At 71.0% G+C, this 17,652-nt stretch carries 15 protein-coding genes and 1 pseudogene; 14 read left to right on the top strand and 2 right to left on the bottom strand.

The annotated features are described in order from the left end of the window. The first annotated feature begins 235 nt into the window (after positions 1–235). Positions 236–535 carry a MerR family transcriptional regulator gene (locus tag ABZ808_RS07810; protein WP_357002353.1) on the top strand — a complete coding sequence of 100 codons (300 nt, stop codon included), beginning with the start codon at positions 236–238 and terminating at the stop codon, positions 533–535. A 21-nt stretch (positions 536–556) separates the two neighbouring features. Here the strand turns inward: ABZ808_RS07810 and ABZ808_RS07805 are convergent, their stop codons facing one another. Next, the gene (locus ABZ808_RS07805; protein ID WP_357002350.1) at positions 557–1,000 is read right to left on the bottom strand and encodes a DUF6223 family protein; all 444 of its coding nucleotides are present in this window, start codon (positions 998–1,000) and stop codon (positions 557–559) included. Between the two features lie 214 nt (positions 1,001–1,214). Between ABZ808_RS07805 and ABZ808_RS07800 the strand changes: the two genes are divergently transcribed. From ABZ808_RS07800 to ABZ808_RS07785, 4 genes are read left to right on the top strand one after another with little or no spacing between them, the layout of a single operon-like run. Continuing rightward, a complete protein-coding gene (locus tag ABZ808_RS07800) occupies positions 1,215–2,333 on the top strand; it encodes a histidine kinase (protein WP_357002348.1) in 1,119 nt (372 codons plus the stop codon). Continuing rightward, the gene (locus ABZ808_RS07795) at positions 2,330–2,992 is read left to right on the top strand and encodes a response regulator transcription factor (protein WP_357002346.1); all 663 of its coding nucleotides are present in this window, start codon (positions 2,330–2,332) and stop codon (positions 2,990–2,992) included. The genes ABZ808_RS07800 and ABZ808_RS07795 overlap by 4 nt, the downstream gene beginning before the upstream one ends. 47 nt (positions 2,993–3,039) lie before the next feature. Beyond that, a complete protein-coding gene (locus tag ABZ808_RS07790) occupies positions 3,040–3,942 on the top strand; it encodes a pyridoxal-phosphate dependent enzyme (protein WP_357002344.1) in 903 nt (300 codons plus the stop codon). Between the two features lie 39 nt (positions 3,943–3,981). Further along, positions 3,982–4,884: a hypothetical protein gene (locus ABZ808_RS07785; protein WP_357002342.1), complete on the top strand. Its 903-nt coding sequence runs from the start codon at positions 3,982–3,984 to the stop codon at positions 4,882–4,884. Between the two features lie 107 nt (positions 4,885–4,991). Here the strand turns inward: ABZ808_RS07785 and ABZ808_RS07780 are convergent. Continuing rightward, positions 4,992–5,396: pseudogene (locus ABZ808_RS07780) on the bottom strand (helix-turn-helix transcriptional regulator); the annotation flags it as partial. Between the two features lie 334 nt (positions 5,397–5,730). Here ABZ808_RS07780 and ABZ808_RS07775 point away from each other — a divergent pair. The 9 genes from ABZ808_RS07775 to ABZ808_RS07735 all read left to right on the top strand — a co-directional run bounded on the left by ABZ808_RS07775 (position 5,731) and on the right by ABZ808_RS07735 (position 17,639). Beyond that, positions 5,731–6,549, top strand: coding sequence for a basic amino acid ABC transporter substrate-binding protein (locus ABZ808_RS07775; RefSeq protein ID WP_357002340.1), 819 nt, complete (start codon positions 5,731–5,733; stop codon positions 6,547–6,549). Between the two features lie 76 nt (positions 6,550–6,625). After that, the gene (locus ABZ808_RS07770) at positions 6,626–7,420 is read left to right on the top strand and encodes an amino acid ABC transporter permease (RefSeq protein ID WP_357002338.1); all 795 of its coding nucleotides are present in this window, start codon (positions 6,626–6,628) and stop codon (positions 7,418–7,420) included. Between the two features lie 5 nt (positions 7,421–7,425). After that, on the top strand, positions 7,426–8,265 hold the full coding sequence (locus ABZ808_RS07765) for an amino acid ABC transporter ATP-binding protein (protein WP_357002820.1): 840 nt from the start codon (positions 7,426–7,428) through the stop codon (positions 8,263–8,265). Between the two features lie 514 nt (positions 8,266–8,779). Continuing rightward, a complete protein-coding gene (locus ABZ808_RS07760; protein WP_357002336.1) occupies positions 8,780–9,784 on the top strand; it encodes a multicopper oxidase domain-containing protein in 1,005 nt (334 codons plus the stop codon). Positions 9,785–9,808: 24 nt separating this feature from the next. Next, positions 9,809–13,744, top strand: coding sequence for a ThuA domain-containing protein (locus tag ABZ808_RS07755; RefSeq protein WP_357002334.1), 3,936 nt, complete (start codon positions 9,809–9,811; stop codon positions 13,742–13,744). Positions 13,745–13,752: 8 nt separating this feature from the next. Beyond that, on the top strand, positions 13,753–15,279 hold the full coding sequence (locus tag ABZ808_RS07750; protein ID WP_357002332.1) for a plastocyanin/azurin family copper-binding protein: 1,527 nt from the start codon (positions 13,753–13,755) through the stop codon (positions 15,277–15,279). Positions 15,280–15,311: 32 nt separating this feature from the next. Continuing rightward, on the top strand, positions 15,312–16,289 hold the full coding sequence (locus tag ABZ808_RS07745) for a hypothetical protein (RefSeq protein ID WP_357002330.1): 978 nt from the start codon (positions 15,312–15,314) through the stop codon (positions 16,287–16,289). 264 nt (positions 16,290–16,553) lie between these two features. Beyond that, positions 16,554–17,018, top strand: coding sequence for a thioredoxin family protein (locus ABZ808_RS07740; protein WP_357002328.1), 465 nt, complete (start codon positions 16,554–16,556; stop codon positions 17,016–17,018). A 180-nt stretch (positions 17,019–17,198) separates the two neighbouring features. Beyond that, positions 17,199–17,639 (top strand): DUF4395 domain-containing protein, encoded by a 441-nt coding sequence (locus ABZ808_RS07735; RefSeq protein WP_357002327.1) that lies wholly within the window; start codon positions 17,199–17,201, stop codon positions 17,637–17,639. Positions 17,640–17,652: the final 13 nt, after the last annotated feature.

The raw sequence follows: 17,652 nt of genomic DNA, 5'->3' as shown, positions 1-17,652 counted from the left end.
GGTTCCACACCGTTGGATCGCCCGCTACCGGCCGCTGTTCGGGCCGGGCGGACACCGCAGTTTCCATCGAACGAGAGGTGGTCTCCGGTCACGCTTATGCGATCCTCGCACCCGTTGCCTGCACAGCAGGCTGGTGCGGAAAGGACAAGCCGACGTTCTCGTCGGTAGATGGTGTTCAAACCCATAACCCTGGGCCCCGGCGCATCAGCGCCGGGGCCCTCGACATGGAGGTCAGATGGGCCAAGGACCCGAGGACATGTTCGGCGACGAGGACTTCCCCGCGTACACGATCGGCCGTGCCGCCGAGATCGTCGGCACCACCCAGGAGTTCCTACGCAGGTTGGACGAGGCGAAGCTGATCGACCCGCAACGCTCGGCCGGCGGGCACCGCCGCTACTCCCGCTATCAACTGCGGCTGGCCGCGAGGGCCAGGGAGATGGTCGACCAGGGCACGGCGCTGGAAGCCGCCTGCCGCATCATCATCCTGGAGGACCAGCTCGAGGAGGCCCTGCGGCAGAACCAGGCCCGCCCATGACCACACCCGGCGCCTGGCACGTCAGCCGGTGCGCCGGGAGCGGTTGAGCGCGAGAACACCGAGGCCCAGGGCGAGCACGCCCACCACCAGGGCGACGTAGGCCCCGCCTCGCCCGTTGCCGGTGCCGATCCCGCTGTCCGAGGTGACCACCACCAGGGCACCGAGCGCCATGCCGATCAGCCCCGCCGCCAGGGCCATGGTGGCACCGAGCCGGCCGTTGCCGGTGCCGAGGCGACTTCCGGGACGGGCCAGTGACAGCGCGCCGACGATGACGCCGGCCAGGCCCAGCACCGCTGCCACGGAGGCGCCGACGCGCCCGCCGCTCATGGTGGTGACGCTGGCGGCGGCCTGCTGGTCCGACGCGTACGCGGCCACCGGAGCGGCGAGCACGACCACGCCGGACAGCGCGGACGCGACGGCGGCGACCACCAGCCGGGCGGACTTCGGGTTCCTTGGCGCGTTCATGTTCCACTCCTTCGTCGTACGGCGTTGTGGTCTGATCCTGTCGCCGGGCAGGCCGCCGGTCGTCCGGCAGCCGGACGCGCTTTCGGCTGCCGCCGAGGGCGTACCCGGCTGCTGCGGACGGGGCGGGCGCCGCACGCGCTACCGCAGGCGCGGTAGTGGTGGCTCGTCCGCCAGGGGGAGTCGCGGGTGACGTGCCCGGGGCTACCGTTCCGGCATGAGCACGGGACGGCCAGGCGTCCGGGACATCGGAATCGCCGTGTGCGTGGCGGCGGCGCTGCTGGCCGCCGGGCTCTCCGAGGACCGCTCCCGCATCTCCCTGGACCTGCTCGGTCTCGCGCTGCTGGCAGCCAGCGGTCTGGCTCTGGCCGCGCGCCGTCACGCTCCCGTCGCCGTCCTGGCGGTCAGCGGGATGTGCGGGGTGGGTTACCAGGCGGTCGGGTTCGATGTGCCCACCGTCGCCTTCCTGTTCGCGGTGTACGCCGCCGTACGGGCCGGGCATCGCGCCGTCACGATCGTCGCGGCCGTGCTGATGCTGGTCGCCCTGCCGCTCGCGGCCCTGGCCCCACCGCACCACCTGCCGGTGGGCGAGGCACTCACGCGGGCCAGGGGCGCGCTTGAGCTCGCGTGGCTGGTCGCCGCCGCCGCCGCGGGCGAGGCGCTGCGGCAGGCCGAGCGGCGGGCCGACGAAGCCGAACGCACCCGGGAGCAGGCCGCGCGCCGCCGCGCCGACGAAGAGCGGCTGCACATCGCGCGGGAGCTGCACGACTCGCTCACCCACCAGATCTCGATCATCAAAGTGCAGGCCGAGGTGGCCGTCCACCTGGCCCGCAGGCGGGGTGAGGCGGTGCCGGAGGCGCTGCTCGCCATCCGGGAGGCCGGCCGTGAGGCGAGCCGTGAGCTGCGGGCGACCCTGGAGGCGCTGCGCGAGGATGGCGGCAACCCGCAGCGCGGGCTCGACCACCTCTCGGAGCTGGTGGAGCGGGCCCGGATGGCCGGCCTGGACGCGACGTTGACGATCGAGGGGCAGCGACACGACGTACCGGCCGCGGTGGACCGGACCGCCTACCGGATCGTTCAGGAGTCCCTCACCAACATCGCCCGGCACGCCGCTGCCGCGACGGCGTCGGTCCGCGTCGACTACCGTCCGGACGCTCTCGCCATCCGCGTCGACGACGACGGCACGGCCACGGTCGGCACGACGCCGACGCCCGGCGTGGGGCTGCTCGGAATGCGCGAACGGGTCACCGCCCTCGGCGGTCGGCTCCGCGCCGAACCCCGTGACGAAGGCGGCTTCACCGTCCACGCCGAACTCCCGGTCGGGCCGACCTCGTGATCCGCGTCCTGCTGGTCGACGACCAGCCGCTCCTGCGCAGCGGCTTCCGCGCGCTCCTCGACGTCGAGGACGACATCGAGGTGGTGGGCGAGGCCGCCGACGGCCGGCAGGGCCTGGCCCTGGCCAGGGAGCACCTGCCCGACATCGCGCTCGTCGACATCCAGATGCCGGTCATGGACGGCATCGAGGCGACCCGGCTCATCGCCGCGGACCCGGCCCTGGTCGGGGTGCACGTCGTCATCCTGACCAACTACGGCCTGGACGAACATGTCTTCCACGCGCTGCGCGCCGGTGCCGCAGGGTTCCTCGTCAAGGACATCGAGCCGGAGGACTTCCTGCACGCCGTCCGCGTCGCCGCACGCGGCGACGCGCTGCTCGCACCGTCGATCACCCGCAGGCTCATCGACAGGTACGTCACCGAGCCGCTCCACCTGCGTGCCCACGCCGGTCTGGCCGGGCTGACCAACCGGGAACGGGAAACCGTCGCCCTCGTCGCGCGGGGCCTCTCCAACGACGAGATCGCCGACCGCATGGTGATCAGCCCGCTAACCGCGAAGACACACGTCAACCGGGCCATGGCCAAGCTGCACGCGCGGGACCGCGCCCAACTCGTCGTCATCGCGTACGAGTGCGGCCTGGTGGCCCCGCGTCCGCGCTGAGGGCGGGGGGCGTCCCCCGAGGGCCGGCGCGGTGATTAGCTGTCGGCATGATCGCACCTGTTTCCCTCGGCACGTGGCCGACTCCGCTGGAGGCCGCGCCCCGGCTCGCGGCCCGGCTGGGGCTGGACGAGCTGTGGTTCAAGCGTGACGACCTCGGCGGGCTCGGCGGCGGCGGCAACAAGGTCCGCAAGCTGCGCTACACCTGCGCCGAGGCGGTCGCCGCCGGCGCCACCACGGTGATCACGCCGGGCGCGCCGCAGAGCAACCACGCACGGCTGACCGCCGCGGCGGCCGCGCGGCTCGGCCTGGCCTGCGTGCTGGTGCTCGCCGGCTCGCCCCCGACCGACCGGCGGGGGAACCTGCTGCTCGACGAACTGGCGGGTGCCGACATCGTCTGGGCCGGCGACAGCCCGCTCGCCGAGGTGTTGGCGGTCGAGGCGCAGCGGCGGTCGGCGTGGGCCATCCCCTTCGGTGGCACCTCACCCGCATCGGTCCAGGGGTACGTGGACTGCGGCCGGGAGCTGCGCGCCCAGCTGCCGGACATCGACGGGGCGGAGGTCGTGGTGGCGCTCGGCTCGGGCGGGACGATGGCCGGGCTCGTACGCGAACTGGGCGCAGAGCGGGTGGTCGGGGTGGACGTCGGTGCCCTGCCCGACCCTCGGGCGACAGTCGCCGGCCTGCTCGCCGGCGAGGTCGAGCCGGCAGCGCTGCGGATCGACGGCTCGCAGGTGGGTGCGGGTTACGCCACCCTCACCGACGGGGTGCGGGCGGCGCTGGCGACGACCGCCCGGGCGGAGGGGGTCTTCCTGGATCCGACGTACACGGGCCGGGCGATGGCGGCGCTGCTGGCCGGCAGCTTCCCGCGCGGCGGCAGGGTGGTCTTTCTGCACACCGGCGGTCTGCCGGGGCTCTTCGGTCATCCTGGGCTGTTCAGCGGCGAGGATCACTGAGCGACGGTGCCCCGATCGGCTCGTGCCATGATTGCGCGCATGGGCAAGCAGCAGCACGTCGGCGGATCCGACCGGCACAACGAGCCGGGCGGTAGCGCCCCCGGTGCGACCGGTGGTGATGCGCGCCTCGGCGTGGCGCAGGACCCGGCGACGTCACAGATGACCCTCATCGACCTGGCGTCCGACCCGTCGCCCGTGGTCCGCAAGGCGGTCGCCGGTCGGAGCGACGCGCCCGCGCAGGCCCTGCGACCACTGGCCCGGGACCATGATCGTCATGTCCGGGAGGCGGTGGCGAGGAACCCGTCGACGTCGGTCGGCAACCTCCTGCGTCTCGTCAAGGACGCGGACCGGTGGGTCCGCTGGGCAGTGGCCGGCAACCCGGCGTGCGACGAGTCGGTACGCCGGGCCATGGCCGAGGCACCCGACAAGGAGCTTCGTGGCCTCCTCGCCGAGAGCCGCGAGTTGGAGCCCGACCTGGCGGCCCGGCTGGTCGACGACGTCTCACCCGAGGTGCGGGAGCGACTCGCCACCCACACCCACGACCCGGACGTCATCACCGCGCTGATGGCCGACCGCACCGGACGCGTCCGCAAGGGGCTCGCTCGCAACCGGCGGACCACCGCCGCGCAGCGCAGCGCACTGGCCACGGACCCGGTGGTCGACGTCCGTGCCGCGCTGGTCCGCTCGGTGGAACTCGACGAGGCGGATCTGGAACGCCTCGTCGACGACCGTTCGGTGCAGGTCCGACTGGCGATGGCGACCTCCGAGGTCGTCCCGCCGCACATCCGCCAGGCACTGGAGCGTGATCCGGACGAGATGGTGGCCTCGGCGGCACGGGACTTCCGCCCGGCGTCGGGCAACAACTCGGTGGTGCGGGCGCCCCGCATCGGTCACCGGCCCTCCGGGGCCGGCCCCGCTCGGGCGGGCGGCACCGCCCACTGACCCGTGCGGCCCGCGGCACCCGGAGGTTACAGACGTGACACCCGAGGCTGGGGCGGGGCGTTGCGGCGGACGACCTGCGCCGCCGATGACGGCCGAGCGTTCAGCGGTACGTCTCGGCGGGCCAGGCGGTGCAGCAGGGCGCGGATCTGGCGCTTGTCCGCGGCGGGGACGGACTCGTCCAGCAGCCGTTCGCGGATGCTGCCCATGTCCGCCTCGACCTGCCTGAGCGCCGCCGGAGGGCTGGCTGGGGCGGCGGTGCCCGCCATCGCGAGCGGCCGGATCGCGGCGGCGATGGAGAGCCCGAGCGTGGCGCACAGGCTGCGTACCTTCGCCAGCTCCGGATAGCGCTGCCAGTCGCCGGCGAGCCAGCGGAACAGCGTCGAGCGGCTGATGCCGGTGTGTCGCGCGATGTCGCCCACCGTCCAACCGCGTTGATCCCGCGCGTCCTCGACGGCCTGGCGAACGAACTGCGCGAACGCCATCTGGGGCGTCGTGGGAGTAGTGTCCGACATCGGAGGTGCCCCCCTCGGTCCTGTGGTGCTCCGCGTGCGGCGCTCGGCCCTGATGTGATCTTCTCGCAGCTGATGGCGTCGTGCCGTGTCGTCCGGCCCCACTCCCTTACTCGTTCGAGGTTGGGCGGTTACTCAACCGCTGATCGCCGATGGCCGACGTACCCCGGGGCGCCGCCGTCCGGGTGCCGGGCCCGCTGCTGTGACGGTTGCCTCACCCGTCCGGTGTGATCTTGGATACGCCTCGTCGAGGCGAGTACCGTCCCCGTGTCGAAACTCGTCTTCGCACCAACCTGGCTGCCTGTCACAGGGGCAGCCGAACCGGAGGGACACCGTCGTGAGGTTCCAGAGCGCAGTCCGGCAGGCCGGCCTCGTCGTGGCGATCACCGCCCTCGCCCTGAGCGCGGGCTGCGCCAAGAAGGACGACAGCGAGGTCCAGGCGAGCGGGGTCAAGCTGGTCCAGGCCGGCAAGCTGACCGTCTGCACCCACCTGCCGTACCCGCCGTTCCAGTCGAAGGACGCCAGCGGCAAGGTGACCGGGTTCGACGTCGAGGTGATGGACCTCGTCGCCAAGGAGCTGGGCGTCGAGCAGACGATCGTCGACACCCCGTTCGAGGGGATCAAGTCCGGCCAGGACCTGAACACCGGCAAGTGCGACGCGGCGGCCGCCGGCATGACCATCACCGAGGAACGGCAGAAGGTGATGAACTTCTCCGACCCGTACTTCGACGCCACTCAGGCGCTGCTGGTCAAGACCGGGAAGCCGTACAAGTCGCTCGACGACCTCAAGGACCGCAAGCTCGGCGTCCAGGCGTCCACCACGGGCCGGGACTACGCCCGCAAGTTCGAGAAGGAGAAGGGCCTGCAGCTCGTCGAGTTCGAGGATCTCGCCGCCCTGCAGCAGGCCGTCGCCAACGGTCAGGTCGAGGCCGCCATCAACGACCTGCCGGTCTGGACCGAGTACCTGAAGAAGAACCCGGGTGGGTTCGAGGTGGCCGCCGAGTTCGACACCGGCGAGCAGTACGGGTTCTCGGTGAAGAAGGACAGCAACCCGGAGCTGCTCAAGAAGATCAACGAGACGCTGGCCAAGGCCAAGCAGGACGGCACGTACGACACCGTCTACGAGAAGTGGATCGGCAAGCGTCCGAGCGCCTGATCGAAGCGCAGTGCAGGAGGGTGCGCGTCCCGCGCGCCCTCCTCGTCGATAACCTCCGGGAAGGCAACGAGCGAACGTGAAGCTGCGACGCCGCCAGCGGGAGCGGTTGTCCCTCGGGCTCCAGTACCTGGTCTTCATCGCCATCATCGCCGCGGTGGCCTACGCCGCCGACTGGGGCAGGCTGAAGGACGCGTTCTTCCGCGTCGACATCATCGAGTCGATGTTCCCGACGATCATCACCGTCGCGCTGCGAAACACCGTCCTCTACACGCTTGGCGCGTTCGCCTTCGGCCTCGTGTTCGGCACCATCCTCGCGCTGATGCGGCTGTCCCGGGTGGCGCCGTACCGCTGGGTGGCGACGGCGTACATCGAGCTGTTCCGGGGTCTGCCGGCGCTGCTGGTGCTCTTCCTCGTCGGGTACGGCATCCCGATCGCCTTTCCGGAGCGCGAGATTCCGGGAGGCGTGTTCGGTTCGATCGCGATCGGCCTCGGTCTGACCGCGGCGGCCTACATGGCCGAGACCATCCGGGCCGGCATCCAGGCAGTGCCGAAGGGGCAGATGGAGGCGGCCCGCACCCTCGGCATGTCGCACTTCACCGCCATGCGAACGATCGTCATCCCGCAGGCGTTCCGGATCGTCATCCCGCCGCTGACCAACGAACTCATCCTGCTCACCAAGGACTCGTCGCTGGCCTACGTGCTGGGCGTGACGGCACAGACCATCGAGATCACCAAGTTCGGCCGGGACATGCTGAACGACCGGGTGAACGCCACTCCGCTGCTGGTGGCCGGTCTCGCCTACCTGGTCATCACCCTGCCCCTGTCCCAGGTGGTACGACGCCTCGAACTCCGCTACGCCAAGGCCCGGTGACCCGCATGATGACCACGCCGCCCCGCCCCGCCGTCGAGATCCGCGACCTGCACAAATCCTTCGGGCCACTGGAAGTGCTCAAGGGCATCGACTTCGAGGTCGGCCAGGGTGAGGTGGTCTGCGTCATCGGGCCGTCCGGGTCCGGCAAGTCGACGCTGCTGCGCTGCGTCGACCTCCTGGAGGAGCCGACCGCCGGCAAGATCTGGGTGAACGGCGTCGAGATGACCGACCCGGATGTCGAGATCGACGCGGTACGCCGTGGCATCGGCATGGTGTTCCAGTCGTTCAACCTGTTCCCGCACCTGACCGTGCTGAACAACCTCACCATCGCGCAGCGGCGGGTGCTGCGGCGCGGTCGCGCCGAGGCCGAGCGGATCGCGCGGGCCAACCTGGAGCGGGTCGGGCTGACCGACAAGGCCGACGCGTTCCCGGCGCAGCTCTCGGGCGGGCAGCAGCAGCGGGCGGCGATCGCCCGGTCGTTGTCGATGGAGCCCAAGCTGATGCTCTTCGACGAGCCGACCTCCGCGCTCGACCCGGAACTGGTCGGCGACGTGCTCACCGTCATGCGCAAGCTGGCCGAGGACGGCATGACGATGATGGTGGTCACCCACGAGATGGCGTTCGCCCGCGACGTCGCCGACCGGGTCGTCTTCATGGACGGCGGTGTGGTGGTCGAGCAGGGCCCGCCGCACGAGGTGCTCGGCGCGCCGAAGCACGAACGGACCCGCGCGTTCCTCTCCCGGGTCCTCGACCCGACCCACGTCGCGCAGCTTGGCCAGCCCGCCCAGTCGCCCGAGCCGCCCGCGGCTCCCAGCCTCCCGGCCGACAACCGCCACAACCTCTGACGCCCACGCCGGAACCTCTGACGCCCACGCCGGGCCGCCCCGGACCGCCCTCGGCCGGACCCCGGTCGGGCCGCTCGGCCGTCGCCCCCATGATCGACACGACATCGCCGATGTGGGGGTATCGCGCGCTCCGGATCCCCCACATCGCCGATGTGGGGGTATCGCGCGCTCGGGATGCCGCCACATCGCCGAAGTGGTGTGCCGCGCCTTCGGGATGCCGCCACATCGGCGATGTTGAGCGGATCACGCGCGGCGTGACGGGCTGAGGCGTGCCCCGGCCTGCGTCGCAGGTTTCTGTCAATCGATGGTTGCCGTGATGTCAAGGTAATCTTTTTGCAATCAGACCCTGTACTTTCGTCGATGGATTACATAAGTTGCTGTCATCCACCGAAAGTTCTGAGTCTTCCGAGCAAAGCCCGCGACGAGCCTCACCTCAGTCGTGCCTCCGCCCTGTGCTCGGCGGTTGCTGCACCCTGCCCTCGTCGCGTCTTCGCCCGGTCGGGAACGGAGACCCATGGACGATCATGCCGTTGGCTCCCACCGCCAACTGTCCCGCCGATCGCTGATCGCCACCGGGGCGCTGGCCGCCGGGGCGCTGGGCGCGTCCGCGCCAGCGATCGGCACCGCGTTCGGAGGTAGCCCCGCACAGGCCGCCTCCGGCGTCACGAAGAAGGTCACCATCTACGCCGAGCAGTTGCCCGGCAACCTGTTCGGGTACGGGCTGGCACCCGGTCAGGCCACCGTGCCGGGGCCGGTGCTGGAGATCTACGAGGGTGACACCCTGGAGATCACGCTGGTCAACACCACCAACCAGCGGTTGTCCATCCATCCACACGGGGTGGACTACAGCACCGACTCGGACGGCAGCCCGCTCAACGCCTCGTTCAACAACCCGGGTGAGACGCGCACGTACGTCTGGCGCTCGCGGGAGATGTTCGCCGCGACGGGCCGGCGGTTCATGCCGGGCAGCGCCGGCTACTGGCACTACCACGATCACGCCATGGGCACCGACCACGGCACCGCCGGGGTGGCGAAGGGCCTGTACGGGGCGCTGATCGTCCGGCGGCGCGGCGACATCCTGCCGGACAAGCAGTTCACCGCCGTGTTCCACGACATGACGATCAACAACAGGATGGCGCCGGCCACGCCCATGTTCGAGGCGAACCTGGGCCAGCGGGTGGAGTGGATCGCCATCGGGCACGGAAACCTGTTCCACACCTTCCACCTGCATGCCCACCGCTGGGCGGACAACCGCACCGGCATGCTGGAAGGCCCGGCCGATCCGAGCCTCGTGATCGACAACAAGGACCTCAACCCGGGCAGCTCCTTCGGCTTCCAGGTCCTCGCCGGAGAGGGCGTCGGGCCCGGCGCGTGGATGTACCACTGCCACGTGCAGTCCCACTCCGACGGCGGCATGGCCGGCATCTTCCTGGTGCGCAACGCCGACGGCAGCATGCCGCCGGGCGCCGAGGAGGCGATCCACCGGTTCCAGGGCCACACCCACACGCATGGCAGCTGACCGAAACCGAGAGTGGGGACGGGCATGACCAGACACATTCGACGAGCACTCGCCGCGGTAGCGGCCATCGTGACACTGATCCCGGCGACGACGGCGGCAGCCGCACCGCGAACGGCGGCGGCACCGCAGGCGGCGCAGTCACCGAAGACCGCGGTCCTCGTGTTCCACGGGCCGGTGGCCGAGCAGCAGGACCCGGTGGCACGCGCCGCGGACACCATCCGGCAACTTGGCGCCGGTCATGACATCGATGTCATCACCACCACCGACCCGAGCGTCTTCACTGCGGCCGGGCTGTCCGCGTACCGCAGCGTGGTCTTTCTCTCCGCGACGGGCGCCGCGCTCAACCGCGACCAGGAGTCGGCGCTACAGAGCTACATGAAGGCCGGCGGCGGCTTCGTCGGCATCGCCGACGCCGCCCGCGCGCAGGTCGACTCGGCCTGGTTCACCGGCCTGATCGGCACCCGCCCGGCGGGTGCCATCCCGGTGGCCGAGCCGGTCGCCCGGGTGACCGCCAGCGGCGAGAACCCACCGACCGAGACCAAGGAGAAGCTGACCGACGGCGACTCCAACACCAAGTGGCTGGTCCGCACCCCGACGGCCTGGGTGGCCTACGAGCTGAGCGCGCCCAAGCGCATCACCGGGTACGCGCTGACGTCGGCCAACGACTTCACCGGCCGCGACCCGAAGGACTGGACGCTCCAGGGCTCGGCGGACGGCCAGAGCTGGACCGACCTGGACCGGCGCACCGGTCAGGTCTTCCCGGAGCGGTTCCAGACCCGCCGCTTCGACATCACCACCCCGCGGGAGTTCACGCACTTCCGGCTGAACATCACCGCGAACAGCGGGGAGCCGTTGATCCAGCTCGCCGACCTGCGGCTCTTCACCGGCGACACCAGCGCGCCGCAGATCCCACCGGTGAACCAGGCGGTGGTCAACATCCTGGACCGCCAGCACCCGGCCACCGAGTCCCTGCCGATGACGATCACCCGGTCGGACCGTTGGGACAACTGGGACCCGAACCCGATCGGCACCGTGCACACCCTCGCCCAGGTCGAGGAGCGGCACTACAACCCGGGACCGGGCGCCAACGGCCCGTTCCACCCGGTGTCCTGGTGCCGGGACTACGACGGAGGCCGGTCGTTCTACACCGGCATGGGCCACACCGAGGGCAGCTACGGCGAGGAGGCGTTCCGCGCGCACCTGACCGGCGCCCTCAACTGGACCACCGGCCGCGTCCGCGGCGACTGCCAGGCCACGATCGCGTCGAACTACAAGGTGGAGCGACTCACCGCGGCCAACCAGACCGGTCAGCTGGACCAGATCGGTGAGCCGCACGGGCTGACCACCGCCCCCGACGGCACGGTCTTCTACGTCGGCAAGGCGGCCTGCCCGAGTGGCCCGATCGCGGACTGGAACAACCCGAACGTCGGTAAGGGCTGCGGCACCATCCACTCGTGGGACCCGCGCACCAAGCAGGCCAAGCTGCTCACCACCCTGGAGGTGATGGGCAACCGGGGCAGTGGCTCCGAGTTGGTGAAGAACGAGGAGGGTCTGCTCGGCATCGTGCCCGACCCGAAGTTCGCCGAGAACGACTGGCTCTACGTCTACTGGATGCCGCACGACTCGATCGACCGGGTGAAGCGGGTCGGGCAGCGCACCATCTCGCGGTTCACCTACGACCGCGAGGCGCAGACCATCGACCAGGGCACCCGCAAGGATCTGCTGGAGTTCCCGGTGCAGATCCACAGCTGCTGCCACGCCGGTGGCGGCATGGCGTTCGACGCCAAGGGCAACCTCTACGTGGGCTCCGGCGACAACAACTCCTCCGAGGGGTCGCAGGGCTACTCCGGCAACAACTGGACCCAGGAGTACCAGGGGATCTCGTTCCAGGACGCCCGTCGTACGTCGGGTAACACCAACGACCTCGCCGGCAAGATCATCCGGATTCACCCGGAGGCGGACGGCACGTACACCATCCCGGAGGGCAACCTGTTCCCACCGGGCACCGAGAAGACCCGTCCGGAGATCTACGTGATGGGCGTGCGCAACATCGCCCGACTGCAGGTCGACCCGGAGCACCAGTGGCTGACGGCCGGCTGGGTCGGCCCGGACGCCTCGTCGCCCAGCCCCACCCTCGGCCCGGCCAAGTACGAGACCGCCACCATCATCACCTCGGCCGGCAACCACGGTTGGCCGTACTGCATGGGCAACCGGCAGCCGTACCGGGACCGCAGCAACACCGACGCGACAGTGCTGACCGGCTGGTACGACTGCGACAACCTGAAGAACGAGTCTCCCCGCAACACCGGTCTGGTGGACATCCCGGCGGCCCGGGACAACATGATCTGGTATTCGCCCGACGGCGGGGGACCGGTCTTCCCGAAGAGGACAGACGGCAGTGGCCTGCCGACCTACGTCGCGGCCGACGCCACCTACACCCAGCCCTACCTGCGCGGCGGCGGGCAGGCCATCATGTCCGGCCCGACCTACCACCGCGACCGCGTCGACACCAACAGCGGCGTGGCCTGGCCGGAGTACTGGGACGAGAAGTGGTTCATCGGCGACCAGTCGAACGCCAACAACCGGGTCGCCGTCACCGTCGACCCCGCCGGCGTGCCGCAGGCAACCCCGCCGGTGTACGCCGAGACGCTGCGGGCCATCATTCCCAGCGGCAACGGCGACACCCGTCTACAGAGCTGGATGGACGCCACGTTCGGCCCGGACGGCGCGCTCTACCTGCTGGACTACGGAGGCGGGTTCTTCAGCCTGCACCCCAACCAGAAGCTGATCCGGATCACCTACACCGGTGGCGCGCCCACTCCGGCACCGACGGCCAACTCGGTCGCCGTGCAGAACAAGCCCCTGACCATCGCCTTCGACGGCTCCCGCTCCGGCGGCGTCAGCCACCGCTGGGAGTTCGGCGACGGCACCACGTCGACCGAGGCGAACCCCCGGCACACGTACGCCAAGGTCGGCACCTACACCGCCAAACTGACCGTCACGTACGCCGACGGTGAGACGGCGACGGTGCAGTCCACGGTCACGGTGGGCTGCGCGGTGCCGGACGGTCGGCAAACCGTGTGGCTCGACGACACCGACAGCAAGGTGCCCAACCGCACGGTCGGGCAGGGCTGCACCATCAACGACCTGATCGACGACGAGAGCACCTGGGCCGACCACAACAGCTTCGTCCGACACGTGACAGCCGTGACCCGCGCGCTTCAGGACGACGAGCTGCTCAATGCCCGCGAGTCCGGCACCCTCACCCGCCTGGCCGCCGCGTCGGAGATCGGTCGGGACGGACACACCGGGTACGAGCCACTCTACGACGGCACCGCGGAGTCGCTCCGCGGGTGGCAACAGGCGCCGACCGGGTCGTTCGGCATCCAGCCGGACGGGGCGCTGCGCTCCAGCGGTGGCCTGGGCATGCTCTGGCACACCAAGGAACTCGGCGACTTCTCCCTGAAGGTGCAGTTCCGCGACATCGCGCCCGGCGCGGGTCGGGCCAACACCGGCGTCTTCATCCGGTTCCCCGACCTGCGGACCCCCCTGGAGCAGCGCCCGCCGGGCAGCTGCGGCACTGTCGGATCGGCCCGGACCTCGCCGGCGTGGATGGCGATCTACTGCGGACACGAGATCCAGATCTATGACGGTGAGACCGGTGAGCCGCAGAAGACCGGCTCGGTCTACAACTTCGACCCCGTGCCGCTGGCCCAGGCCGGCGTCACCCCGAAGAACCAGTGGAACGACTACGAGATCCGCGCGGTCGGCCAGCACTACACCATGATCCGCAACGGTGTGGTGATCAACGAGTTCGACAACACGCCGGGCAAACAGTCCTCCCGCGCCGGCGACCCACCGACCGATCTGCGGCAGTTCCTGCGCGGCTTCATCGGCCTGCAGAACCACGGTGACAACGACCTGACCGAGTTCCGCAATATCCGCGTGCGCGAACTCTAGGAGAGACGATGCCCCGACGACTGACGGCCGCGCTGGCGGCGCTCCTGCTCACGGTGATCCCGTGGGCCGCGACGCCCGCCACCGCCGCGCCACGCGCCGCGGAACAGGTGCTGACCTGGACCGCCGACGACGACATCACCCGCTACAAGTCCGCGCCCGCCCAGGCGGCGGCCGGCCAGACGACGATCATCTGGGAGAACAGCGCGGCCACCGGCAACACCACCGGGATGCCGCACACCCTGACCTTCGACACCACCACCGACGGCTACAACCACGACGTCACGCTGAACATCCTGGCCAGCCCGTTCGACGCCAACGACGGGCGACACCAGGCGACCGTGACGCTGACCCCGGGCCGCTACCGCTACTTCTGCTCCATTCCGGGCCACGGCCAGATGGTCGGTGAACTGGTGGTCACCGACGGGGGAGGTGGCGGCGACACCACGCCGCCGACGGTCACCGCCGCCGTGTCGGGCGACCGCGACCAGGCCGGCAGCTACCTCGGTGCGGCGACGGTGACCGTGACGGCCACCGACGCCGACTCGGGGGTGGACACGATCGAATACCAGGTCGACGACACCAGCTTCCACCCGTACACGCAGCCGGTGCGCGTCACCGCGATCGGCGACCACGCGGTGCAGTTCCGCGCCACCGACCAGGCCGGCAACACCAGTGCGGTCGGCTCGGTGTCGTTCCGGATCGTCGAGCCGACCGAGGAGGACACCACCGCGCCGGTGGTCACGGCCGCGCTGTCCGGCGACCGCGACGGCGACGGCAACTACATCGGTACGGCCACCGCCACGCTCACCGCCACCGACGCGGAGTCCGGTGTCGCGAGCATCGAGTACTCGCTGGACGGGGGCGCCTTCACCACGTACGCGAATCCGATCGTGGTGAACGCGGTGGGGATGCACATGCTGCACTACCGGGCGACCGACGTAGCCGGCAACACGTCGGCCGAGCAGATGGCGCACTTCACCGTCGTCGAGCCGCCAGCCGAGGACACCACGCCACCCACGGTCTCCGCCACGGTGGCCGGCGACCAGAACGACGACGGCGCGTACGTCGGCGGCGCGACAGTCACCGTCACCGCCAGCGACGACGAATCGGGCGTGGCAAAGGTCGAGTACGCGCTCGGCACCGGGGCCTGGACCGCGTACACCAGCCCGGTCGTCGTCCGTGCCCCCGGCGCACACACCGTGCGGTACCGGGCGACCGACACCGCCGGAAACACCTCCACCGAGCAGTCGACGACGTTCACCGTGGTGGCCGACGGCACCGACGCCTGCCCCGAGTCCGACACCCGGGCCACGGTGATCATCGACGGCGACGACACCGGGGTGGCCAACGTCGACACCGGCGACGGCTGCACCATCAACGATCTGATCGACGAACACGCCGACTACCCCGGCCACGCCCAGTTCGTCCGGCACGTCGAAGCGGTCACCGCCGCGCTCGTGACCGGCGGCACGCTCGACCGGCGGCAGCAGGGCGCCATCGTCCGGGCCGCGGCCCGATCGGACGTCGGCGCATGAGTCCCCGAACCTCACCGACAGGGAGTACAACGATGCCCAGACGTACCGTCGTCAAGCTGGCCACCGTCAGCGCCGTCGTCGCCGCCTCGGTGTTCGCGGTGGCGCCCACCGCGCACGCCGACCTGGTCACCCACTGCGTCGGCACCGGCGGCGCGGTGACCGTCCCCAACGACCTGCTCGTGCCGGCCGGCAAGTCCTGCTCGCTGACCGGCACCACGATCACCGGCAACGTCACCGTCGCGGCCGGCGGCAACCTGGTGGTCACCGGTGGCCGCGTCAGCGGTGAGGTACGCGTCGCCGCCGACGGCTACCTCGACGCCACCGACACGACCGTCGACGGCCCAGTGGTGCTGGCCGCCGGCGGGTACGGCGTCTTCCTCTCCGACGCCCAGACCGGCACCGTGACCGTACGACCGAAGGGTTCCGCGACCATCGACAGCTTCCTGTTCGTGGAGGGGTCGACGATCGCCGGGCATGTCAACGCGAGCGCCGGTGAGGTCCGGCTCGACCGTGGAACCCAGGTGCAGCGCAACCTCAGCAGCACCGGCACCTACTACACCGACGTGCACGACTCGTTCGTCGACGGCACGCTGTCGGTGCTGAACAGCGCCACCGGCAGTGTGGTGTGCGGCAGTGCGGTCCGGGGCCGGGCCACCTTCGCCGGCAACCTGGGCGGTGTGCAACTCGGCCCGAACGGCGGCCTCGACAGCTGCGCCTCCGGCGGCTACTGGGGCGGGGACGTCAGCATCACCAGCACCACCGGTGGCGTCACCGTCGACGACAACATCATCAACGGCCAGTTGACGGTGACGTCCAACAACCCGGCGGCCCAGGTGGCCGAGAACAACCGGATCCGTGGCGGCGTGACCGGTGACCAGGCGACCGCGACCACCAACCGAGCCGCCCGGGTGGCGAACCCGGACCGCGAGGAAGCCGGCGAGCAGCGGGCGGAGGTTCGGCGTACCTCGGCCGAGCGGGAGGCCAGCGAGGCGGGCGCCGCCCGGCTGTAGACGCCGGGTGGTCACGCCGGGCCGGACGTCATCAGGCGTCCGGCCCGGCGCTCGTCGGCGGGCTCCCGGGGTTGGTCGGCGGCTCCCGGCGTTGGCCGGCGACCCCCAGCGTTGGTCGGCGGCTCCCGGCGTTTGCGGCGACCCCCAGCGTTTGTCGGCGACTTCCGGTGCTGGTCGGCGGCTCCCGGCGGTGGGCAGGTCGACGTGGTGTGGTCATCCACACGGCGGAGGCTGACCGCCCTCGGACTGTGGCAGGCTTGGGCGGTGCAGCACACCAACCTGACCGGCCTGATGGTGGTCGTTGGCGTGCTCACCCTCGCGACAGCCCTCGGCTGGTGGTGGCGCCGGCGCGACGGCCGGATCCGCCCGGTCGCCCGCGAAGGCCAGCTCGCCGACTCTGGCCCCGATCCCGCGTCGCCGGTGCTCGCCGCGCTCGGGGCGCGCCCCGGGGCGGTCACCCTGATGCAGTTCTCGTCCGCGTTCTGCGCCCCATGCCGGGCCACCCGCCGCCTCCTGACCGAGGTCGAGGGCCGCGTCGACGGGGTCCACGTCGTGGAGATCGACGCCGAGCGGCACCTCGACGAGGTCCGCGAGCTCGCGATCTGGCGTACGCCGACGGTTCTGGTGGTGGACGCCGAGGGCCGCATCGTTCAGCGCGTGTCCGGGGTGCCGGGCCGCGACGAGTTGATGGCCGGGCTCCGGCCGCTGCTCAGCGGAGCCGCGCGATGACCGGCACCGTGTCCACCGGCACCGCGTTGACGCGCACCGCGTTGATCCGTCGGCGGATCGTGGACCACGGTCGGCTGTCGGCGAGTCTCTGTCCGGCGTTCCCTTCCGCCTGAGCCGCCTCTCGCCTCCGCCGGGCCCACCCTCGCGTGCCCCGGCGTCCTCGCCGAACGGAACCCACCCATGCTGCTCGACCCTCGTGCGCCCCGGTTCGCCGCGGCCATCACCACCGCCGTCCTCGCCGTCGCCCTCATCACCGGCTCGACCCTGCTGCTGACCGTCCAGGCGGTGATCTTCGCGGTGACGGCGGCCAATCCCCGCTTCGGCCTGTACGGTCTGCTGTACCGCGCCGTCGTCGCACCCCGGATCGCTGCGCCCACCGAGCTCGAACCGGCGGCCCCGGTGCGCTTCGCGCAGCTCGTCGGGCTGGTCTTCGTGGTGGTCGCGGCGATCGGGTTCCTGGCCGGCGTGCCGGCGCTCGGTCTCGCCGCGACCGGTGCGGCACTGGCCGCCGCGTTCCTCAACGCGGCCTTCGACCTCTGCCTCGGCTGCGTCGGCTACCTCGCTCTGCGCCGCCTGGCAGGTCGGCCGATGGCGGCCCGGGTGCCGGTCGGGCTCTCCTGACCGCCGAGCAGGT

It is taken from the genome of Micromonospora sp. NPDC047527 (assembly GCF_040643015.1).
Lineage (GTDB): Bacteria > Actinomycetota > Actinomycetes > Mycobacteriales > Micromonosporaceae > Micromonospora.
This window is presented reverse-complemented; position numbering and strand designations above follow the sequence as displayed.

Excerpts from the sequence above, each read along its gene's own strand:
- ABZ808_RS07810 (WP_357002353.1), top strand. The coding sequence starts at position 236 with ATGGGCCAAGGACCCGAGGACATGTTCGGCGACGAGGACTTCCCCGCG.
- ABZ808_RS07805 (WP_357002350.1), bottom strand. The coding sequence starts at position 1,000 with ATGAACGCGCCAAGGAACCCGAAGTCCGCCCGGCTGGTGGTCGCCGCC.
- ABZ808_RS07800 (WP_357002348.1), top strand. The coding sequence starts at position 1,215 with ATGAGCACGGGACGGCCAGGCGTCCGGGACATCGGAATCGCCGTGTGC.
- ABZ808_RS07790 (WP_357002344.1), top strand. The coding sequence starts at position 3,040 with ATGATCGCACCTGTTTCCCTCGGCACGTGGCCGACTCCGCTGGAGGCC.
- ABZ808_RS07785 (WP_357002342.1), top strand. The coding sequence starts at position 3,982 with ATGGGCAAGCAGCAGCACGTCGGCGGATCCGACCGGCACAACGAGCCG.
- ABZ808_RS07765 (WP_357002820.1), top strand. The coding sequence starts at position 7,426 with ATGATGACCACGCCGCCCCGCCCCGCCGTCGAGATCCGCGACCTGCAC.
- ABZ808_RS07760 (WP_357002336.1), top strand. The coding sequence starts at position 8,780 with ATGGACGATCATGCCGTTGGCTCCCACCGCCAACTGTCCCGCCGATCG.
- ABZ808_RS07755 (WP_357002334.1), top strand. The coding sequence starts at position 9,809 with ATGACCAGACACATTCGACGAGCACTCGCCGCGGTAGCGGCCATCGTG.
- ABZ808_RS07750 (WP_357002332.1), top strand. The coding sequence starts at position 13,753 with ATGCCCCGACGACTGACGGCCGCGCTGGCGGCGCTCCTGCTCACGGTG.
- ABZ808_RS07745 (WP_357002330.1), top strand. The coding sequence starts at position 15,312 with ATGCCCAGACGTACCGTCGTCAAGCTGGCCACCGTCAGCGCCGTCGTC.
- ABZ808_RS07735 (WP_357002327.1), top strand. The coding sequence starts at position 17,199 with ATGCTGCTCGACCCTCGTGCGCCCCGGTTCGCCGCGGCCATCACCACC.